The organism is Chloroflexota bacterium (assembly GCA_016887485.1).
Classification (GTDB): Bacteria; Chloroflexota; Anaerolineae; order Anaerolineales; family Anaerolineaceae; genus Brevifilum.
Genome location: CP069394.1, coordinates 1,266,620 through 1,288,276, shown reverse-complemented (window position 1 = coordinate 1,288,276; position 21,657 = coordinate 1,266,620). Strand labels below are relative to the sequence as shown.

The following is a 21,657-nucleotide window of genomic DNA, read 5'->3' as shown; positions in this document are numbered from 1 at the left end:
AATTTGAATTCTGATCTTTTTAAATTGATACTTATTGATAGCTGAAGAATTGATCTGCTTTTTCATAAAAATGTTATGAACGCTTCGGTTATCTATGGTATAAAAGAAGTGAATTACATCATATGTGATTTTCCTTGGTGAAAATTCATAGAATTAAATTTTGCAGACCAACATGAAAGAGGGCGGTTTGCTTTTTTTTGCAAGAGAGCATAAGGAGCGTTAATGGCTGGATTAATCCAAATCCTGGGTGGGATGGCACTGTTTCTATATGGGATCAAGCTGCTGAGTTCCGGTATCGAGAAACTGGCTGGGGATCAGATTCAGGTTTGGCTGGAAAAAGTCACCAACAATCGATTTAAGAGCGCCCTCTTTGGTGCCATCGCTACTGCTCTTGTTCAGAGCAGTAGTTTGTTAATGGTCACAATGATTGGTTTGATTAACGCCAACCTAATGTCCGTTGAACAAGCCATCGGGGTGATGCTGGGTCAGGAAATTGGCACAACCATGACTGCCCAGCTCGTTTCTTTTAATGTCGGGGATTACCGCTTGGTTTTGGTCATTCTCGGTCTCGCTTTCATAGAGTTTTTCCCAAAACGAGACTGGAAAAAGTTTGGTGAGATTTTCATGGGGATGGGGATCATCTTCATTGGCATGGAAACAATGGCCAGTGCTTTGGACGCCCTGGTTGTCATTCCCTGGGTAGCGGATATCCTGCTGTTGATGGGAGAGTACACCTGGATTGGTATATTGTCCGGCGTTGTGCTAACTGCCGTCACTCAAAGCAGCTCTGCTGTTACAAGCCTGGTGATCGCGATGGGGCTAAGCCAGGTGATTACTCTGCAAGGCGCTATCGGGATCATCCTTGGCGCGAATATTGGCACCTGCATTACCGGATTATTAGCTTCTTTACGTTTGTCGCCCACCGCACGTCAGGCGTCACTTGCCCAAATTGTGATTAATATCGTCGGTGTTTTGGTCTTTCTCCCGTTCATAACACCGTTCACAGCCCTGGTGGAAGGTACCTCTCTGATTTTATCGAGGCAAATTGCGAATGCGCATACGATTTTCAATATCGTTGTCAGTGCTGTGATGTTCCCCTTTGTAAAGCCGATAGCGAAATTTGTTGAGAAGGTGTCACCGCTCAAGCCGGAACAAGAAAAGCAGAAGCTGACGACCTTTATTGATGAGGGGCAGCTGGCTGTTCCGTCTGTTGCCATCAATGAAGCATTAAAGGAATTGGTCCACCTGGGCAAAATTACGGCTGATATGGTTGAGAAAAGTTGCAAAGCTCTGCTTCAGAAGGATATGGATCTTGCTGATCAGGTGCTGAAATTAGAAGATTCTTTCGTTGATCCTGTAACTAATGAGCTTGATACCTTTGTGACCACTTTAATGCAATCTGACCTGAGCCATGCTCAACAGCGCAGAAGCTTTCAGGTCAAGAACCTGCTGACCGATATTGAGCGGGTTGGAGATATGGCGGAAGATATTGCTCAGTTTGCTCAGGATCGAGCATTGAATGAAGTCCCTTTTACTGATATTGCCATTCAGGATTTCGAGTCACTTTGGCATGATTCGCTCTCAACTTATCGAATGTCCTTGCAGGCGCTTGAGACAAAAGATCATGACCTGGCAAAAAAGGTGTGTGAGGTGGAGAGCGAATTTGACACCGCTTATTTGGTAGCCCGACAGCGTCATATTGACCGTTTGGAAATGGGAACTTGTAAGGCCAGAGCGGATGTGATGTTTACTGAGGTGTTGCGGTTGCTGGAGCGGATCAGTGACCATGCCGACAATATTGGAATCAGTGTATTAAGAAATAATCCAGCAAAACAAGTATGAAAATAGTATTTTACTAATGAGTAGGATAGTCCATCTATACAGATGTGAATGATGAAACAGCCATTCGCATCTGTATTTTATTTAATGAAATGGGGAGTGGAGAGGTTTCGGTTCGGGGAGATTATCAGGATACGAGCAGTCGATTTGTCTGAAATTAGGAAAATCTTATGCTTTTTTTTATGAGTACGGGGGAATGGGTGGTATAAATATGAAAATATTGAACCTTATTAACGCATCGAGGAGACTATGGAGAAACATAAACGAACTATCGTCTTATTCACACTTTTGATTATTTTGTTGGTGACAGGATGTGCAAAGGCTCAACAAGTAAAGACAGAAGGCGATCTACGATTTGTCAATGTTCATACGACGTACGAATCCATTGGAAATGGTTGGATGGCTGGTGAGACGTACATCGGGCTATTAAATGATAGTAAAGTCCAGGCTGATGGTTTATGGGAGTATTTAATCCAGCAAGACCCAGTTTTGGTAACCAAGGAAGGTAAGGAATATCCGGTGGATGTCGAAATTGGTGGCTTGTATAGCATCGCTTCGGACTACAAGATCCCTTTGGATGATTTTACAAGATTCCCACCAGGTTTCAAACTCTACGCTTTTGGCCAAAATGATACCTATATCAAATTAGAGTATCAATTTGCTGAGGCAGCGACGCCAATTGAGATCCTCTTTGCAGATGGTCATGAAGGGATTGATAGCGGTAGTTTCCATGTTTATACCAATATTGACTTGACTGATTCAACATATGAGGGTGGGGAGATGTATTATGGGAAACAACCCATAAAAACTATCAAACAGCTTAAGGGTGATTCGATTCCTATGCAGGATGATGCTCTCAAAGCTGAATTCACTGGGAAATGCATGACGGATAACTCCGGTCGCTTTTATGCGCAAGTTGAAGTTGAGAACACCGATAAGCTGGATGGGTATCTCCCTGAGAGTGAGTGGGCAATCAGCAGATACATGGATGGAAACGGCAATACCCATACATTGAAATTCTCCCCCTTGGGACAATTGATCTCCAGTATCGGCCCTGGCCAGACAATGACTTTATATTTTGAGCTTGAAGGTATTGTTGTTCTTTATCAGGGTTGGGATGGAGATGAATATTTCATTCTTGATTACAGCGATTGCAACTAAGTAGTATATCGTACATAGGAAACGAGCCTATAGTGTCTCCCTCACTATAAGCTCGTTTTTTACATTAATAACTGGACTTCGATTTAGGAACTTTCCTGGTCACTCAGCGCCTGTTCAGGGACGGTATATTCATTCAACTCCGTATCAATCATCTGAGGAATTTTGGTGTTGGGGCTTTCCTCCAGGTGATATTTCTTTACGACTTCTTTGGCGATATGTGAACCGCCATGCTCAGCCATTTTAATAAAGAAGTGACGGGCACGGCTCTTTGCTTTGAAATCTTCACCATCCAGAGCGTTAAGGTGTTTATCCAAGAAGCCCTGCTGCTCCAAAATGGTCCGAGAGGCATCGCGGGCATAGTTATCATCTATATCCAAAAGGCTCAGTAGGGCAGATTCGCCGTCCTCGTTAAATTTACCCAGCGCTCTGACGGCATTGCTGCGAACCACCCAGTCTTTGTCGCTGGCGGCTGCTTTGAGGTAGGGGATGGATTGGGGTAACCGCAGGAAGCTCAGGCTGCGGCAGGTCGCTGCACGGACTTCCCATTCTGGATCTGAGAGGTAGGTGTGGAAATATGGGAAGAGTAGATTCCCATATTCATGGGGAATGCTTTCTAGCAGCTTGATCTTGCCCCATTTATCCTCCGCATCCATTCGGTCACAGAACATCCGAATAAAATTTTTTTCGGGAAGGTCAATGGGCAGGTGGAAGAGATCGTTTGGGGTTTTCTTTTTCTTTGTCTTCTCAACCGTCTCTTCATCCGCTACGATGGATGGGAATTCATGGGCAGTCTTGTCCCAGGCGACTTCGCGTTTCCTAGCTTTATTGACGAAATACTGATATACAGCCCGGGTGAGCGCAGCGAAGTTGATCACATTGCCCCAGATGGATCGCGGAGCGGAGGTGACCGCCGGCCAGAAGCCATAAATTTTATTTACTGCCAATGCCCGGTTCAGCATACGCCAGACCATGAAGACGGTGGAAATCAGAACAAGGATATATAAGAAGGACGGATTCGGAATGAGCACCGGCATCGTTAAGCTTGAGTAATATTGGACGATCTGGTAAAACAGGAAATATAGAAAGATCAGATAGCCGAGGAAGTTGACCGGTGTTGAAATCAGGGCCTTGCGATCCTGCAGCAGGTCCCATTTGACGCCCAGAGAACCTTTCCAACCAAGATTGGCCCAGCCCTGCAGGACGATGCCAATATTCCAGCGGGTCTTCTGTTTGACGGCATGTTTGAAATCCGTCGGGAAGAGCGCACGGGTGGCAACCCATTCGGTTGGGTCTTTCTCGGTGGGGTGTTCTTCTGAAGGAGGGACTCGGATATTGACAAAGGCTGCTTTCATCCCTTGCAGGTTCATCCGCAAACCGAGTTGGTAGTCTTCGGTGAGTGTGTTGGGTGAAAAGATCTCCTGGGTGGAAATGGCCAGTTGCTGGAAGGCTCGTTTGGTGAAGCCTGTGCCCACACCAGCGGAAGGCACGAAGCCATCATTCAATTCACGCACCCGCAGGATCTTGGTGTGATTCTCGGCAAATTCATCCGCATAAGTCCAATGGGTCACTTTATTTAACGGCAGTGGCAGCGGGAAGACCGGGATCTGGACCATGTCCTTGCGAGGCATTAGGTAGTTATAGACCAGCAGGGAATAGGGATGGATGACATCCTCGGAGTCATGCATCAGGATGATATCGAAATATGAAGATGTCCTGGTTTCGTAATCCAGGATCGCATTGAAAACATGGTTAAGGTTGGCGGCTTTGTTGGTTGGCCCGGGGTCCGGCGTGATGACCTTATGGACACGGTCGTTGACTCGGGCGACCTTATCGACCTCACGTTGGGTCTCGGGATCGTTGGGATAGGTGCCAACGAAAATGTCGTAGTTGTTATAGTGAATAGTTTGGCAGGCATTGGTGAGAGTCTTCGCAATTACGTCCGATTCGTGCCAGGCAGCGATAAAAATGGCGATGCGCTGTTGTTCCCGAGCTTTCAGGCGTTCAATGGTCAGGGGCTTGATATCCTTGCGGTTGATAAATCGGCGGATCTTCCAGGCGATGTGTGTGAAATCAATATAGAGGTCCATCACACCGCTGATAGTGAAGACGACGCCAACAAACACGGCCAGGAAGTGCATTGGTTGGTATAGAGATACCATCAAATTAACCATGAAATTTAGAATTGCATCCATAACTCACCGTAATGTAAAGGGTATTGGCCAAATGAGCAGTATGGGGAGAAATTAACCCACCCGGCTATCCACAAAAAAGAGGCAAATAAATGCCCCCGAATTAATCACATTGAAATCTTACCAATTGTGAGTTTAAGATGAGGGTAAGAGATATGAGAACAATAATAGCGACACGTTTACGCGTGTCGCCATAGTTTAATGGATTGAATATTAAAATGTCGCTTGGAAATAAACTTTGAGTTTACTGGTCTGGGTCCGAATCGGATTGAAATTCGAGGATGTCTCCTGGTTGGCAATCAAGCGTCTGGCAAATCGCTTCCAGTGTTGAAAACCGAACGGCTTTGGCTTTTCCGGTTTTCAGAACCGACAAATTGCCTATGGTGATCCCCACAGATTCCGCCAGCTCAGTCAGGCTCATCTTGCGTTTGGCAAGCATAACATCAAGGTTGATAATAATCGGCATGGTCTCTCTCCTTAGATCGTCAGGTTGACTTCTTCTTCGAACTCCGAGGCCTTTTCGATCAGCGAGGCCAGTAAGCCGAAGATGTTACTGACCAGAAAAGCGATTCCCATACCCAAAACGGCATAGAGGTTGGTAATGGATCCCGGCACCTGGCTTTCGGTGTAGATCACCAAACCCAGCAGGGGGGCGATCATCAGGAGGAAACAAATCGCCATGATTCGGAGTAGACGGACTGATTTTCTTGTGAAGGGTTTTCCCTGAGATATCTCTATCAAGACCGGAAAGGCGAGAAAGCAGGCGATCAGGAAGAGGAGAACAATGCTTTCGAGAAGGAGCAAGACGGGGAGCCGCATATAAGCGAGGTATTGGTAGCTTTCATAGTTGGCGACATCATGACTGATCACAATCAGGAAATAGGACGCAAGGAGTGTTATGGCCACCACGACCACCATTCCGAGCAGCATGATGTTTGCTCTCCAACGCAAAGGATTCTTTTTGGTTTGATGCTTTGGCATTATAAGCCTCCATTGTTAGGTTGATTATGGGGATAGTTTACCAAGTATTATACTGAAAGTCAATAAAAACTTATCGAAGAACAGTAAAAAGTAGTTGATATACAACAATATTTTTGGAAACAATCAATTTGATGCAATATGTACTGATGAATTGGACAAACATCAATTTTGTGAATATGGGATATCCAGAGAATTGAAAATTAGAGCGCTGTTACTGTAAAATAATTAATACATCATTAGAGAATTGCTGACCTAAATTCTTTTGGGAGGGATTGATGAGCCACGATGTGTTTGTGAGTTTTTCCAGCAAGGATAAAACAGTCGCGGATTTCATCGTTGCTTCACTGGAGGGTGCGGGGATTCGATGCTGGTATGCGCCTCGCGATATTCGACCTGGGGGAGATTGGGCAAAAGAAATTGTTGCCGCCATTAAGGAGGGCTCGGTATTTTTATTGATATTTTCGGGAAATGCCAACCGCTCCCAACGGGTGCTGGACGAGCTCAACCTGGCAATTAGCAGGGAGGCAGTCATTCTCCCGTTCAGAATCGAGAACCTCGATCCGGTTGGGGCCATGCAGCTTCACCTTTCGGCCAGGCATTGGCTGGATGCCTTTGATCCCTCTTGGCAGCATTACACCGATAGGCTTGTCAAAGCAATTTCGGCAGTGTTAGAAGGTAACGAAAATGAACTGAAGGATATTTTTAGACCTGCCAAACGCCAATCAGCCAGGAAGAAAAAGGGCAAGAACCTGGGCGTGGTGATTGCCGCCGCTCTGGTGGTGATTATCGGCGTTGCGGCAGTTCTGTTTGGCCCAGGGTTGTGGAAGTCACTTCAAGGTGGCGAGGTAGTGGAGTCGCCAACGATGACAGCGGAAGTGGCGGAGGCGCCAACTGAGACCGCCCAGGTGGTTGAGACGGTCACACCGACGACATCCGGACCGGCTATTGGGTCGGCCGATAACCCGATCGTAATGATGTATCTCTCACCTGAAGAGGCTGAATTTGCGGATATTGACGCAGCTTCTGAAGAAATTGAGAACCTGTTTCATCAGGAATATGAGGACCTGACGATTAAGTTGCTGCCGACCTACAATATGGATAGCATCAGGGACGCGATGTGCAATGGGGATGCTCATGTAGGGATATTGGATTCTTTTACCTATTTAGAGATCACCCAGGAAGCCTGTCCAGTAGAAGCAGGATTGGTTTGGTCAGCCTATGAAGATATCAAATGGGGTGGGGAGTTCCTAATACGCGCTTCCGATACCAGTATCCAGGAGCTTGCTGATATCGAAGGGAAAACACTTTGCATCCCGGATTATTCCAGCACCAGTGGCTGGGTTATTCCATCCCTTGAAATTAAGGCTGCCCTTGGCGATCCGGAAGTTGTTTTTCGTGAGATCATTGAAGCTGGGGGCCATAATGAAGTACCCTTGGCCGTATATCGAGGGGATTGTGATGTGGGTACGGCTTATTACGATGTCCGAGAAGGCATGACTGATTATCCATATATTATGGATGATGTGATTATCCTGGCGAGGACGACTTTTGTCCCTCAGCCGAATATCACTTTTTCCAATGAATTGGATCCAGCTTTGGTTGACCAGTTGGAGACCTTCTTCATTTCGCTTTCTACAGATAATGCCAGCCTGGCGCTCATTTCCGGGTATCTTGATACCTATGTGACGCAGAAAATGGTTGAGATCAATGACTATTATTATGCTGACCTGCGGGACTTGTTTGAGCGTGCCGGGGAGGATCCAGCGGATTATTAATTCTCCGCTTTCATCAGCCGGTCAAAGACATCTTCTGCTTGATCGAGCAGCGCTTTCGGTGCCTCGTTTGCGTCTACAGAATAAGGTTTCGGCTGCCTGATCTGCTCTGCCTTGCTGGTCAGGGATCTGCTGTCGTTCAGGTTTATTATCTCCGCTAGTTTCTTCAGCCCCTTTTGAGGGTTCTCACAAAACGCATCAAAAGATAAGAATCTCACCTGATCACCTGCCTGATCCAATAGATATTGATAAGCTTCAGTCCAATATGTCAGCCAAAAAGTGAGTGTATTGGGATCGAGGTTTTTCCCCTTTGAATACCAGCCATTGAAATCCACGGGGCGTAGATTGTCACCAAAATCAAAGTGACCCGTGTCTTCCATATATTTACTTGCGAAGGGATCTTCCTGATGGATTACCAGGAAATTTCGGTGCTGCTTCAGCAGGGAGGATGCTTGCTGGAGGGGTGAGCGGAATAAGATCAGGATGGTGGCATCAGAAAAGGCCTGGCTCAGGTAGCTGATCCGGGCAATGTTGAGATTGTTCTTCGACACATAACGGGCATTGCTGCCATTTCCCTTGAGATGGATGATTTTTCGCATATGCTCCCGGAAAAAAGCCTCAAAATCGGGGTAATTGAGAGCTTTCCAGGGGACAACTCGGTCTTTCTTGTAATGCGACGGCCAGAACTCCTTCCAAATGATCTCTTCGAAGGATTCGGGGCTGTCTTCGTTTACCAGGACACCATCCCCGTGAACCCGCTCAGTGAGCATGCTTGACTTTCGGAAGTGATGGGAGAGGCGGTTCCAAAAGATCGGGGTGAAGAGGAAGGGCATATCCCGATAGGCGTGAGAGGCAAATTCACCTGTCTCCACACAGAGCTTCAAGAGCAGCGTCGTCCCTGCCCGGGGGAGGGCGGTGATGAAAACAGGTCGCTCAGTGGAAATACCAGCGAGCTGTTTCTTGTGGAGGCTGCTCTCCATATTGGATAAGGGTAAGCGCGGATACCAGGGCGTGAATGCCAGATTATGCAGAAGCTGTTCGGTTTTTGTGTGTTGTTCTGAATATTCTTTCACCATGAATCCTGTAACGATCTACCAATAGGTTTTAATAAACCAATAGAGACCTTTTATTCTTCGTCATCCGGTTCTGGCTCGGGTTCCTGGGATTGTCTATTCTTCCCGAACAATCTCTTGATTGGGTACCAGAGCAGACCAAAAATGGTGCCAGCAACCCCTGCAATCACGGCGATGATTGCGCCGATCGCGGATAGACCGATGCCAGGGCCGATATAGGCAAAGGGCAACTTTCGTAGGCTAAAAACAGCCAGAAGGAAGGCCGGGATTTTCAACCACTGTTTTGACCGCTTCATACGATTTTTTCCTTTACTAAAAAGTTAACCGATATCAGTCCATTTTTGCGAATAATCAATCAAGGAGCAGCTTGGGTTTCACACCGCCTGGTTAATTGATTGAAAAACTCTTCTGTGAACGACTGGGGCAGCCGTTGGACATCCGAGATCCAGCCGGCGGTGCCATTGCCTACAAGATTGATATATTCCCAAACGATCTGGCCATACCCATCTACTTCAAAGGCCCGGCCACTCCGTGTTTCCGTGATCAACAGGTTCCCATTGGGAAGCCATTGGTGATTGCCCATTGTGGCAGTATAGAAAGGATTATCCTCGTCGCCAGTGTAATAGACGGTGCGTTCTCCATCCGCCAATGACTCGATGATGATTTTGCTTTGATTATCAGGATTATGTGGATCGTAGGCATTGTTGTCGAAGATGGAGATGGTGTTGCCATCAATAAAGTCGGGGTCATGCTGCCGGATGAATCCACCTGTGATCACCTGGGTGACTTTGAGGTCCTCTTCTCGGAAGATGAGGATTGTGTTTCTGTTTCGCAGAGATATCATAATATCCCCGGCAGAGAAAACGCCTTCTTCCATCGTGCTGGGAAAGGGCTCCACATCGTTCAGGTGCAAGGGGTCTTTAGTGATACTGACAGTATCCTTGATATCTCCTGATAGGTAAAGGAGGCCCATAAGGTCATTTTGTTGGAGCAGGTCGAAAATGGAAATTTCCTTGAGAATTTCGCCATCCAACGAAACCTTAAGGACAGTTGGCTCATAAAATGGCGGTTCGAGCCCAGGGAAATCAGGCAGGGTTTCTTCGTGATAAACTATTCCTGGCACCCACAATATATCATGTTCATCTCGATAGATGGTATGGTGGGTTTGATAGGGCAGTCGCCAGATGACATTGCCGCAAACATCCAGCCTGACCATTCCAAGGTTAGTAAAATTAAAGATCAAATCACCGTTTTCTATTAATATTGCACCATGAATGAGGACTCCCGGACGTGATTTTGGATAAAATGGATCAGTCTCTGATAAATGGGTTGCGTTTGGCCAGAGGTCGAACCAATCAATTTCCCACTCATGAACACTTTGACCATCCATATCAATGACACGGGCAGAAAGCTGTTTGTCTTCAATGATTGATGTGACCAACGTAAGGCCATTATAGGCTAGACTCTCATTATAAACAGGAATGAAAGTTGTGTATTCGGTTTTGCCATATACTTTCTTTTCCCACGATTCAACGAATAATTCATTATAAGTTTTTGCTGCATTGGTTAGCAGTGAAAAGGGGAACCACTCCATTGGGAAGGCGATGAAGCCATAGAGCAATGAAATAATACACAGAGAAACAACAAAAACATATTTCGGCAGCTCTTTTATGCGGTTTGACTTATCAGGTGATGTTTTCATAAAACCTCAAAGATATGATAACAAAGAGGTAGATAATTAGGTTCACAATAAACACTTGTACTTCATAATAAAGTACATGACTAAAAAATTCAATATTTACCTCGGGAAAGTGTAATTAACACGCTACTAAATAAAAGAAAGAGAGACACAGGTCAAGGATTATTTGGTCAGGCTGAAAGTTGTATAATGGGTATATAAACAGAGGAGGAGGTCCCATGCCAAAGACAAAATTAGGTAAATGGTCAGTTTGGTTGATTCCTGTGATGTTTGTGCTCTTCTACCTTGGGCCGTCACTCTCGACCACCTTGTATGAGGGGGTGTCAGCGGGGAATACCCTGTTTCAGGATATCGGCAATCGGCCCTTGTTAGCTCTTGCGATGTTGGCAGGGTTTGGCGCGGGTGTTACGGCCTTTGTGACCGGTTTGGTCGGCATTCTCAAACAGAAAGAACGCGCCCTGCTGGTATATGGCTCCACCATAATCGGTGCTGCTCTCATCGTCTTCCTGATTCTCGAAATCGCTTTTCCCCATTAGCCGCTAGCAGCGCAATTTTGGGTTATTTGATGCTGCCATGATGTGTGCCTGAAAGACAGGTTGTCTTTCAGGCGCTTTTTGGGTAAGCGCACCTGAAAAAATTATTGGCTCAGGCCTTCGGAAATATCTGGGACAGCCTCCTCGGAAAAACTCAATGGATAAATCAATTCGCAGGGCGGGAAAGTGAGATCCTCGGCAGCGATATGCAGAATATCTAAATGGAGGTTGTCTCCTTCCGCGATCCAGCTGCACTCGGGGATATCATAGACAACCACCAGGCTGAAGGTAAAGGATTCATACTGCGGCGGCGTGCATTCGGCACAATATGAAAAGGAACTGGACAGGGGCCAGGATTCGCCAGGTTGGATCGCCCTGATTTTATTCCAGCCAAACGCCGTATCATTGGGCGGCTCAATTTCACCGTAATACCATTGCTTGTAATAGAAAACCCGAATGGGTTGGGAACCCGGATTTAGGATTTCGTGGGTGTAATTACAGTTGATATTCCCGTCTTCGTTGTAGACCACTTCTTCAAAATCGCTCAGAGTGATGGCAACATTTTCTATCGCGTCACATTTACCAATGGTCCATTGCGCGGTTGGCTCTGAGGTGGGGGAGATATGGTGGATGGTCTGCGATCTGGAAGTGAGAACGGAGGGGAGCGAACAGGCGAGTGACACAAGGAGTATAAGGATTATGAACAAGTCAACCCAAACCCGCGGCATGCGATTGTGCATTTTCCACCTCTCTGAGAATAACCCTTAATAAAATTATAGTGCAATATGCTATTCAAGAAATTGACAATACTTCCCAAATTAACCATTTCAATTTTTATAATTATCCGTTTGAAATTTAACAGACTTGACAAATAATATATCGTATGCTAATATATCGGTATACGATATATTGTAAGGCGATATAAAAAGGAGTTTATTATGGGCGCTGTCCGGGTAACGAAATTTCGGTGGTTTTGGGCCTGGCAAGATGATAAACAAGAAGCCTGGTTGGAGGAGATGTCGCAGGAGGGTCTGCATCTGAGAGACTTCAAACCGTTTGGGCGTTATGTATTCGAAGTTGGGGAGCCGCGAGGATTTGCCTATAGGATGGATTTTGATCAGTCTTCGGGTAAAGACAGAGATTACTATAATCTTCTTGAAGATGCTGGCTGGGATCACGTCATTGGGATTATGGGATGGCAATATTGGCGCAAGGAGACAGTTGATGGCAGGACAACAGAATTATTCACCGATGCCGAATCAAAGATAAGTAAATATAAACGATTTCTCGCCAGTCTGTCCGTGCCAACTCCGACCTTTGTAGTTGTGTTGGGCATGTTCAAGCGTTTCCCTGGCAGGCATCCGCAATGGGTGGTTATTTCCACAATTTCCCTTTATGTTTTGTATTTTATTTTTCTCGCCATAAATTTCTTGAAAGTTTCTCAGCGTATTCGGGAGCTTAGGCAGAAGCGAATTATCTAGTTTTGGAGCTAATTTGAATGTAGGCGGATATATTATGAGCATTGACAATAACATTGAGAAGTATATGCCTTTGAGCGAAAGCACCTATTATATTTTATTGATCCTTTTAGAGCCCCTGCACGGCTATGGCGTGATGCAAAAAGTTGAGGCATTGACGGGCGGGCAGGTTGTGATTGGGCCGGGGACTCTTTATGGCGCATTTTCAACATTGGAGAAAGAAGAATTAATTATGGTGGACCATGTTGAGACCAGGAGAAAATATTATAAAATCACAGAAAAGGGGAAAAAGGTCCTATATTGTCAGTTTGTGCGGTTGGAAATGATGACGGAGAATGGGAGAGAATTATTGGAAGGAAGTAGTGGGGCAGGCATAAGTTAAAAAGGGGAGGTTAATTAAATACAAATATGAGCGTGGGGAGGCTCGAACTCCCTAACAATGGCGGAAAAGGCATAACCAGGGTATGAAATTTGTTAAGAATCTTAAAGGTCAGGTCACTTTCACTCATTGGGTGAAATTAAACCACAAATAAGGATCACATATAAAAATTAATCTCCTACTCTTTTCTCGGATGAAAGGCCTTTTTTTATTTTTCTATTTCTCACTGATGTGTTTTATGTTTGAAGAAAATCACGACAATAACTATTTCATGTTTATTATGAAAACAACAGCTGTAATAAAATTTATTGAGTTACATAAAATGTGAATTATCATTCCTGTTAGGACACTTTTCTTTTTCGCCACAAAGATCAGAGGTAAAAAACCTACAGTTCTTGAAATAATCATCCACGGCGTAAAAAAATGATATGTTGCAAACAGGAAGCTATGAATTAATGCAGCATATCTCCCCTTTATCCTGGGTAGTAAATATCCACGAAAGTATAACTCTTCTACTATAGGGCCAATAAGTACAACAAATATTAAATATAGAAAATAAGTTACTACGAGTTTCGCTCTGGAGAAATTCCCATCAAGACCGCTTTCGAGATCAGGAATCCAGAATAATAGATTTGTCTTCAAGAAAACTTCCACTGGTTTCAGTAGAGCCATTAAGCCACCAATTGCACCAAAAGCAATCAACGCCCAGATAAGGTGTTGCCACCAAGGGGTCATTTTGTTTAAATCAATTATTCCCTTTAATGTATAATGGCCAGTTTTTTTCTTTCCTTGATACAACAAGTATCCGAGTTCGGTAGGAACGAGGATAAACATGACAGCCAAAACCAGGGCAAAGATCGCTGGATATCCAAAATTATTTACAGTAGGACGTATCAGGAAACAAAAGACACTAATCAATATGCCAGGCATTAAGTGAAAAAATATTGATTGTCCATTTGAGTGCTTTTCCATCTGTTTTTGATTCATTAATCTCCTACCTAATCATTTTTCCTTTAGTTTCCAATCTGATTTGATTCTAGGTGAATTTAATTAATCTGTCTTCTATCCAAAGATCAGTCAAGGGGGTTGACATTTATTTTGCGAATACTATGAACAAGATGATCTTTATGCCAAATAATTTGACAATATTTTCTTGACGATAAAATCACATGTATGTTTACATTTCCGTGCTGCACGATCGAAGATTGATCGCTAAATAATTAAAAGGGTAAATATGAACAACGAATTTTTCGAATGTGATTAATAAAAGGAAAACAGTTTGTAGCAATAGATTTTTTCCATATCTGATCCTATTCGGAGATCCCGAAGGTTTTCAAATGTTTATCCTTCATTATTGGTTAATAATACAAACTAGCGACCTGATCCCTTAATTTGTTCCAATCTTTATGATAGTCCAACAGGGATTGAGACTATAAATAGCATTCCCGGTGCGATTCGAACGCGCAACCGACAGATTTAATGACGGTAAAGGTTTTGTCTATACCATATTCGATATCATTATTTGCATATGTTGGATTTTCTGATCAAGCTGCTTTACAAACCTGGTATCTCTCCTAACCATCCTTGTTTATGAAACATCAAGGATGTGAGAGATTAAAAGCCGAGATCCAACATAAGGTTTCCTATTCTAATCATTTAATCTTGAATGTTACGAAAATAGGTTATCGTGAATCCAATTGCAATCACGCCTAATAATACCCAAGAACCCACCAAGCCAATATAGACATTGATCGGGAAAATAAGACCAGCCAGGTACTGAGCAATGGATTGACCAATCACAAAAAAGCCAACCAAAACACATAAGATCAAAAATGGAGCAGCCAGCACCACTCCCAGAGGTTTATGCTTAAGTGAATATATACCAATCAGAATGAAGGCTGGTGAGATAATCGCAGAGTCAAATCCGTGGGTGAACATGGTTGTATAAGGCCCAAGCGTCTCAGGTACTGAACCAGAAAATAATGCTGGTAGCAATTCACTCATCCAAATAAATAGTGTGCCAAAACCCGCGATAATCAAGATTATGCCTATTCCTTTATAAGGGAAACCTGGTTTGATTCTTTTATCGACAAGTTGAAGATTGATGGACGATATCACAGTAATTGTGGCAAAAAAACTGGTGGAAAGTAATGCTGTGTAGCCTAGAAAGAGATCGGAAAAAGCAGCGGAAAAGGTCATGGAAGCACCACAGTACAAAAAGGGCAATAAAGCACCAAGTAATAAAATCCCACCTTTTATAGACCCTTTAAGGTAGGCAATATATGCAATGACTAACAATGGAATTGCAAATAATAACATGACGGCATTTGTACCCCTGAAACCAGCTGCTGCGAGAAGTGAATCATATTTATAAATGCCGCGACCGTCCATTTGAATGGTTTGACCATGGACATTCGTAAAAGAATAAACAAAACCATCGTTGGCTGTGATTAAGCCAACGATTGCCAAAATAGCTGACAAGATAACTATGATTGGCACTAGCCATGTCAGAGAAATGCTCTTTTTCATTGTGGACTCCTTGTCCTTTTCTAAAAAAATCAATAATTAAAAAGTGTTTTCGTTGGTCCTAAACACATCAGTGCGCTTTCATCACTCATGAAATGGATATCTGCTGGGTTACGCCCTTCAAGAAAAAAGAAAATTGGTATTTCCTATTGGTAATTAAAAGTATTAAGCAGTTTTTCTATAACTCTGCTAGTCTTTTCACTGTAATAATGATTAGGTTCAGGTCTCTTATCTTGTTTAATACACCATGTAATCCGGCCTGATCAATAGTTGGGATGGTGAGAAGTACTTCGCCATTCTCTAAGTTTCTAACAGACCAGCCTTCAAAGTAATGAGTCCAGGAAGTATCAAGGTGGTCTTTCACCTGTATCATGTAAGCTGATCTTCCACTTTCAATGATTTCATTTGCTGAGTTTATTGTCATTTTGGATTCCTAAATATGATTAATTATTTAACTTAATTATTTAGTTGCCTTTGTACTTCCGGACAAGAGAAATTAATAGCGCTGTAAAAGTTAATCCAACAGCACCAACAGTGAAAATTATCTGGAAGTAAATCGAGCCAAAAACAAATTGGCTACCCTGGGAGATTGCGAGCAAGCTCATCACGATGGTACCGATGTTGAGCAAGATAGAGAGTAGATACATAATGATTTCAATAGTTTTCATTTCCTTTATTCCTTATTAACTTGATTTGTTTTTATATCTGTTTACCTCAACGACCACGCTGGTTGAGGAAGGAGGAGATATCTACGTTGAAAGCCAGCTCTTCAGTATAGAAGTAAGCCCAAGGTTTGCCTTGATCAAGCCACATCGCTGATCCTACAGAAATGAAATCAGTCTGATTTTGCTCACTTTTATCATTACGACAGATCCAGAGAATTTTGGGACTGTCCTCGCCAATATCTCGATAACGCATGGCTTCAATAGAATCAATCAAACCCGTCTCAGGATTGAACCGAACTATCAAAGTTTCTTCATTGTCTTCAAAAGGCACATAGAGCAATGCAGTGTTTTCATCTACAGGTTCCCAATGGGTATTGAGATCGGTTATCCATACGGATGGAAACCAAATCGCTTCAGCCCAAAGGGCAAGATTCGCACCTTGATTCATCTTTTCTTCGTTGTAATTGTTTGCCATAGGGCTTTCGAAAAAGCTCTCAGAGTCAATATATCCCTCATCAATTTTCAAAAGGGGGATCCCAAAAAGAGTTGCTTCAAAATAATGCCGATAATCTTTTCCGGTATTGTGCACAAAAACATAACGGGCCGGGATGGGAATATTCAGGAATGGTTTCATAGTTGCCCGACCTTGAATAACCACAGTTTCAATAACTGGAATCTCATCACCATATAGCGTCCGATAGAAACGATCTACTGGTTCAGGCAGACCTTCCGGGAGAACGATAGAGCCGATGTCCTGTTGCTTTTCTGGATAGACAGGGAATGATTTCGGCTTGATTTGCAAACCCAAAAAGCCGATAACACCAATCCCAAGGATGACACAAGCAGTAATAATTATTATTTTTCGAAGTAATAACATATGAATATTCCTTAAAGGTAATAGGGTATCTGAAAGAATCAATTATTCTTGGGTGGAGATTGAACGGAATAAATATCGCGGTTGATTTTGTACATCATATCCAACTCGCCTCGAAATTCGTGCAATCCCAAATTAGTCATTCCAATCTTTTTCATGACACGCATGGAGGCTTTGTTCTGGGGATTCACCATGCCATAAATCGCTCTAATGTCTGTTGAAGTAAACGCAGCTTTGATCACTGCTTTTCCAATTTCAGTTGCATAGCCTTGGCCCCAATAGGGCACACCGAACTGCCATTCAAGTTCGGGCTGTTTTGGAAGGTAAGGATTCAATCCGGTAAAGCCAATTAATATATTGTCTTTTTTTAGAATACATGCTCCATGGAATACTTCAAGAGTCCGAAAATCTTTGTTGAGCATCAGTTGGATATAATCTTTAGCTCGTTCCTTAGTCCAAGGCGAATCGCCAGTGTAGGTATGAACACGACTATCTGACATAATTTGCCATAGATCTGAAGCATCGTCAGATTTCCATTGGCGGATCCAAAAACGATCTGTTTGAAGGTAGAGAAAGCACATTTTCGATCTCACTTAATTGGTCAATGATTGAGCTTGTTAAAAACCGTAATAGATGATATCGTCACGGTCAGTCAAAGCGTTTGCCGCTCAAGATAAATCAATCATATATATTAGAAGGCTTGTTTGGAACTATCTTTAGATAAGGTTGTGCGTTTGAATGAGAGATATCGCAATTACCCCCAATTTCAAATTATTCAAAACAATTATCGGAGGGGTTATTCTCCCAAGAGGCCTATGGCTTTTGATTTGACTATTGCTTGAGTCCGGTTTTCCACTTGAAGCTTTCCTAAAAGGTTGTGAACATGAAATTTGATTGTCCCTTCCGATAGCGTGAGTTCTTCTGCTATTCGCCGGTTGGAATAACCCAGGGCGAGGAGGTTGAGGACTTCCATTTCACGTTCAGTAATTGTTTCGGGTGAATCTGCAATTGAGTAGTGAGAATCCTTGTTTTCTCCAAATTCGTTGAGAAGATTTTTCGCATAGGCGCGATATTTGGGGTTTATGTCCTCAATTGTCGAAGATAATAATTCATAGGCGGGCTTGCCTGTTATAAGAATTATTCTTTTATACCCACCCGGTTCCGCAATTTGAAGGCACCTTTCTAGACAGTCAATCGACTCTTTGACTTTATTTAATTCGAAATAAATGGTCGCTTGCAAAAATAGTATCTCGACCAATGAATTCAGCTGGCCAATCTTTGTTGCATTTTCTTCCAACCAATTTAAGTAAGTTAGGCAACTGTAATACCTGTTGATTTTCCTATCGAATTTCGTTTGATTTATCCAAACACGGATTAACATGATCAGGCGCATTTCCAGACAATCATCAATCAGCGGTAGTTCTTCATCACTTGGTGGAAGTGCTGAAACCAAACCTGTAGACCATTCATTAATCAACTCCCAATCATCGTTAGCCAACCAGATTTGAACTTGTGTTACCTCAACGAGTGTATGAACAAAAGGAGTCATTATCCGGTTCTTCCGTTCACGATCAGCTTTCTCTATTGCCTGTAAACTACCCCTTTGGTCATTCTGGGCAAGTCGAATCTGAGCTAAACTGGTGTATGCCGTAGCAATAATATTGTGACTAGGCCACCAATGGGTATGAGAGATTGCCCGATTTGCATACAATAAAGCAAGATCAAGCTGGTTTTGTTCAAGATATATGAAACTCAGGAACGATTCCCCTCTCGATAAATTCCCTTGTTCGTTAATCCCGTGAGTAGAAGCAATTCCCAATGCGGTTGTCAGGATCTCTTTCGCCTGATTAAGATTTCCAACCATTCGATTTGTAAATGCTAAATCAGTCCAGATATCACGAAGGAAAACTCCCGCTAAACTCGCTATGTTGTTGGCCTTCGTGAAGGTCTCTAATGCATCTTTTAATTGCCCCAAATTCCGCTTGGCCCATCCCTCGACCCATAGTAAAACAGCCTGTTCCTTTAATTTCATTTGAGGATATTCGATCAGGGCTTGTTGGGTGAAAGTCAATGCTTCCTCAGGGCTATTCATGCAAACAGCCTTTAAGCCTCTAAGAATGGCAACCATAGACCGAACCATAATGGCATCTTCTTCTTGAGATGGCTTGGATGAAAGTAGTTCTTCTGCTTTATCCAGATATGGGTCAATTTGTTCAATCATGCCAGCTTGGGAATAAATTTCCGCCACCTGCTCACAGAGTAGCGGATTCTGGAAGATGACTTCTTGTGGAAGGTCCTTGATCCAGTCAAGGAGTGTTGCCATCTGTCCATTATCGAGCATTTCGATAAAATGGTGGGTGATCAAACGAGTGGCGTTTGCCCAATCCTTAGCTGCCAAAGCATGGTTAATTGATTCTTCCACCCACCCATTCATTTCAAACCACCTTGATGCTCGGGAATGAAGAATGGGGATTATTCCAGGAGACTTTTGTTTTAGGCGAGAACGTAAAAGGTCTGCAAAAAGGTGATGATATCGGTACCAGATACGGTCGTCATCTAACGGCACGATGAATAAATTTGACAGTTCGAGGTCAACAAGTTTGCAATGCTCTTTAGGCCACGAATTTGATGATGCGACTGTTTGCGGATCATTATCTTGATGCTGTGGGTCGATTTCAAGGATATAACGGCATAATGAATCGCACAGCTGGCCCAGTATCGAAGTTTGTAAGAGGAATTCTTGGACTTCAGTAGTTTGATTGTTCAAGGCTTCCTCTGCAAGGTAGTCCATAATATATCTATGACTACCAGAGAATTTTTCAATAAACTGGTTGACATCAGTACGGTCTTGCAAGGAAATTGCCGCCATCTGCAAACCTGCGATCCAGCCTTCTGTTCTATTTTCAAGTAACTGAATTTGTTGGGGTGTTAACATGAGATCAAAAATAGAATTTAAGAACTCTGTCGTTTCCAAAGAGGTGAACTGCAAATGACTTGCTCTGATTTCAGTTAATTGGTTAAGAGCTCTGAGACGTGCTAAGGGCAGTGGTGGATCGGAGCGTGTAGCGATCACAATATGAACATTGGGTGGTATATGCTCAAGAAGAAAAGTTATTCCTTCATGGATAGCCTGGTTGCTAATAAATTGATAATCGTCCAGAACGAGGAGGATTGATTTCGGCAGCTCTTCCAAATCGTTTATCAACATAGACAAGGGTGTGGTTGCGAGAATGGGTTGATTTGATTGAAGAAGAGTTTGCGTTTCTGAGCTAAATTCCGGGATGTTCTTCATTAAGGCTGCTGTCAAGTAAGTTAGAAAACGTGTTGGGTCATTATCTCCCGGATCCAAAGATAACCAACAGAAAGCCCAGGGATGAGATTGGGTATTGCGGGTACTGATCCATTCAGAAATTAATGTTGTTTTCCCATAGCCGGCAGGAGCGCTGATTATGGTAAGTGCACCCTGTGTGCCTCGATCCATTTTATCCATTAAGCCCTGTCTGGAGACAATTTTCGCACGTGGATGGGGTACATAGAGTTTTGTCTTGAGAATAGGCTGTTTTGCCGATTGTTTCAGGGGGAGCTGCGCCGGCTCCTCAGTGCTTTTATCTTGTTTCCCTATTGCATTGGGTCGGATCTCTTGAAGTAAGGCAACTGTTGCTTCTTCCGGAGTGAATCCAACATCATTTTGCAGCAAGTTAGAGAATTCTTCGAACTGGTTTATTGCAGCACCACGATAACCTGCCTGAATATTTGCCTTAATTAGCATTCGTTGTGCATTTTCGTTTAAGGGATCCAAGCTGACCCACTGATGGGCTATTTGGATCGCTTTCTCCCATTCACTAAGCGAAGTATAAGCAGCACTAAGTTTCTCTAAATTGGATGCTAAAGTCAGTTGAAAATTGACTCGTTGGATATTCTGCCACTGATCAAATTCAGGGCATTCTCGTAAATTCAATCCTTCCAGAAAATCCCCACGATAATGGGCAATAGCTATCTCAAGATTATTGATACACTCTGGGCAGGAGGCGATTTTGGTATGTAGATGTGAAATCACGGATTCCGATAAAGTCTGGAAAGTATTGACATCCTGCAAAATGAGCGAGTTGGGATCAATGCCTATACTTTCAGTAGAGCTTAGCAAGGCGTTATAGCCTATTGATTGGTTAATTGAGAAAAGCGCTCTTCGAAAATTTGCCTGTGCGTGAGTTTGATCAGAATTAGGCCAAAAAAGGGTTGCCAGTTTTTCTCGTGATAGGGGGGAAGTAGATAGACTTATGAAAGCGAGGAGTGCAGTGGCTTTCCGAGTTTCCATGTGAACGGCACTGGTATTACGTTTGATTATTGGTGGCCCTAGCCAGAAGAACTCTAAATCGGTCATAATTCAATTATCTTGATTTGATATAAATGTTTACTTAACGACGGTATCTTTGTCTATCTCAAGAAGATAGGACGAAGACTGTTCACGGAAAAAATATAAAAACCCCC

At 43.4% G+C, this 21,657-nt stretch carries 20 protein-coding genes; 6 read left to right on the top strand and 14 right to left on the bottom strand.

Features of this window, described 5'->3' with window-relative positions; all coding sequences use genetic code 11:
• The first annotated feature begins 222 nt into the window (after positions 1 to 222).
• Positions 223 to 1,842 carry a Na/Pi cotransporter family protein gene (locus JR338_05800; protein QRN84250.1) on the top strand — a complete coding sequence of 540 codons (1,620 nt, stop codon included), beginning with the start codon at positions 223 to 225 and terminating at the stop codon, positions 1,840 to 1,842.
• Between the two features lie 246 nt (positions 1,843 to 2,088).
• Entirely contained in the window at positions 2,089 to 3,000 is a 912-nt protein-coding gene (locus JR338_05795) for a hypothetical protein (GenBank protein QRN84249.1), read from the top strand.
• 83 nt (positions 3,001 to 3,083) lie between these two features.
• On the opposite strand, the gene nrfB is transcribed toward JR338_05795, so the two are convergent.
• The 3 genes from nrfB to JR338_05780 all read right to left on the bottom strand — a co-directional run bounded on the left by nrfB (position 3,084) and on the right by JR338_05780 (position 6,119).
• A complete protein-coding gene (gene nrfB / locus JR338_05790; protein ID QRN84248.1) occupies positions 3,084 to 5,159 on the bottom strand; it encodes a phage adsorption protein NrfB in 2,076 nt (691 codons plus the stop codon).
• Positions 5,160 to 5,433: 274 nt separating this feature from the next.
• The gene (locus JR338_05785) at positions 5,434 to 5,655 is read right to left on the bottom strand and encodes a helix-turn-helix transcriptional regulator (protein ID QRN84247.1); all 222 of its coding nucleotides are present in this window, start codon (positions 5,653 to 5,655) and stop codon (positions 5,434 to 5,436) included.
• An 11-nt stretch (positions 5,656 to 5,666) separates the two neighbouring features.
• Complete coding sequence (locus JR338_05780; GenBank protein ID QRN84246.1) at positions 5,667 to 6,119, bottom strand: DUF2975 domain-containing protein; 453 nt, start codon at positions 6,117 to 6,119, stop codon at positions 5,667 to 5,669.
• A gap of 326 nt (positions 6,120 to 6,445) precedes the next feature.
• On the opposite strand from JR338_05780, the gene JR338_05775 reads away from it, so the two are divergent.
• Positions 6,446 to 7,945 carry a PhnD/SsuA/transferrin family substrate-binding protein gene (locus JR338_05775; GenBank protein ID QRN84245.1) on the top strand — a complete coding sequence of 500 codons (1,500 nt, stop codon included), beginning with the start codon at positions 6,446 to 6,448 and terminating at the stop codon, positions 7,943 to 7,945.
• Here the strand turns inward: JR338_05775 and JR338_05770 are convergent.
• The 3 genes from JR338_05770 to JR338_05760 all read right to left on the bottom strand — a co-directional run bounded on the left by JR338_05770 (position 7,942) and on the right by JR338_05760 (position 10,717).
• Positions 7,942 to 9,018, bottom strand: a complete 1,077-nt coding sequence (locus JR338_05770) for a sulfotransferase (protein ID QRN84244.1) — start codon at positions 9,016 to 9,018, stop codon at positions 7,942 to 7,944. The two genes, JR338_05775 and JR338_05770, sit on opposite strands and share 4 nt — an antisense overlap.
• A 50-nt stretch (positions 9,019 to 9,068) precedes the next feature.
• Positions 9,069 to 9,290, bottom strand: a complete 222-nt coding sequence (locus JR338_05765) for a hypothetical protein (GenBank protein QRN84371.1) — start codon at positions 9,288 to 9,290, stop codon at positions 9,069 to 9,071.
• An 80-nt stretch (positions 9,291 to 9,370) separates the two neighbouring features.
• Positions 9,371 to 10,717, bottom strand: coding sequence for a hypothetical protein (locus JR338_05760; GenBank protein ID QRN84243.1), 1,347 nt, complete (start codon positions 10,715 to 10,717; stop codon positions 9,371 to 9,373).
• Between the two features lie 215 nt (positions 10,718 to 10,932).
• Between JR338_05760 and JR338_05755 the strand changes: the two genes are divergently transcribed.
• A complete protein-coding gene (locus JR338_05755; GenBank protein ID QRN84242.1) occupies positions 10,933 to 11,250 on the top strand; it encodes a hypothetical protein in 318 nt (105 codons plus the stop codon).
• Between the two features lie 101 nt (positions 11,251 to 11,351).
• On the opposite strand, the gene JR338_05750 is transcribed toward JR338_05755, so the two are convergent.
• Positions 11,352 to 11,987: a hypothetical protein gene (locus tag JR338_05750; protein ID QRN84241.1), complete on the bottom strand. Its 636-nt coding sequence runs from the start codon at positions 11,985 to 11,987 to the stop codon at positions 11,352 to 11,354.
• 198 nt (positions 11,988 to 12,185) lie between these two features.
• Between JR338_05750 and JR338_05745 the strand changes: the two genes are divergently transcribed.
• On the top strand, positions 12,186 to 12,728 hold the full coding sequence (locus JR338_05745) for a DUF2812 domain-containing protein (protein ID QRN84240.1): 543 nt from the start codon (positions 12,186 to 12,188) through the stop codon (positions 12,726 to 12,728).
• A 40-nt stretch (positions 12,729 to 12,768) separates the two neighbouring features.
• Positions 12,769 to 13,107: a PadR family transcriptional regulator gene (locus JR338_05740; GenBank protein ID QRN84370.1), complete on the top strand. Its 339-nt coding sequence runs from the start codon at positions 12,769 to 12,771 to the stop codon at positions 13,105 to 13,107.
• A 261-nt stretch (positions 13,108 to 13,368) separates the two neighbouring features.
• Here JR338_05740 and JR338_05735 read toward each other — a convergent pair whose 3' ends face one another.
• From JR338_05735 to JR338_05705, 7 genes are all read right to left on the bottom strand, one after another.
• Positions 13,369 to 14,091, bottom strand: a complete 723-nt coding sequence (locus JR338_05735; protein ID QRN84239.1) for a CPBP family intramembrane metalloprotease — start codon at positions 14,089 to 14,091, stop codon at positions 13,369 to 13,371.
• Positions 14,092 to 14,760: 669 nt separating this feature from the next.
• Positions 14,761 to 15,633 (bottom strand): hypothetical protein, encoded by an 873-nt coding sequence (locus tag JR338_05730; GenBank protein QRN84238.1) that lies wholly within the window; start codon positions 15,631 to 15,633, stop codon positions 14,761 to 14,763.
• 175 nt (positions 15,634 to 15,808) lie between these two features.
• Positions 15,809 to 16,054: a hypothetical protein gene (locus tag JR338_05725; protein ID QRN84237.1), complete on the bottom strand. Its 246-nt coding sequence runs from the start codon at positions 16,052 to 16,054 to the stop codon at positions 15,809 to 15,811.
• Between the two features lie 40 nt (positions 16,055 to 16,094).
• On the bottom strand, positions 16,095 to 16,298 hold the full coding sequence (locus tag JR338_05720; protein QRN84236.1) for a hypothetical protein: 204 nt from the start codon (positions 16,296 to 16,298) through the stop codon (positions 16,095 to 16,097).
• Between the two features lie 46 nt (positions 16,299 to 16,344).
• Positions 16,345 to 17,172 carry a hypothetical protein gene (locus tag JR338_05715; protein QRN84235.1) on the bottom strand — a complete coding sequence of 276 codons (828 nt, stop codon included), beginning with the start codon at positions 17,170 to 17,172 and terminating at the stop codon, positions 16,345 to 16,347.
• Positions 17,173 to 17,210: 38 nt separating this feature from the next.
• On the bottom strand, positions 17,211 to 17,750 hold the full coding sequence (locus JR338_05710; GenBank protein QRN84234.1) for a GNAT family N-acetyltransferase: 540 nt from the start codon (positions 17,748 to 17,750) through the stop codon (positions 17,211 to 17,213).
• A gap of 215 nt (positions 17,751 to 17,965) precedes the next feature.
• The gene (locus JR338_05705) at positions 17,966 to 21,550 is read right to left on the bottom strand and encodes a hypothetical protein (GenBank protein ID QRN84233.1); all 3,585 of its coding nucleotides are present in this window, start codon (positions 21,548 to 21,550) and stop codon (positions 17,966 to 17,968) included.
• Positions 21,551 to 21,657: the final 107 nt, after the last annotated feature.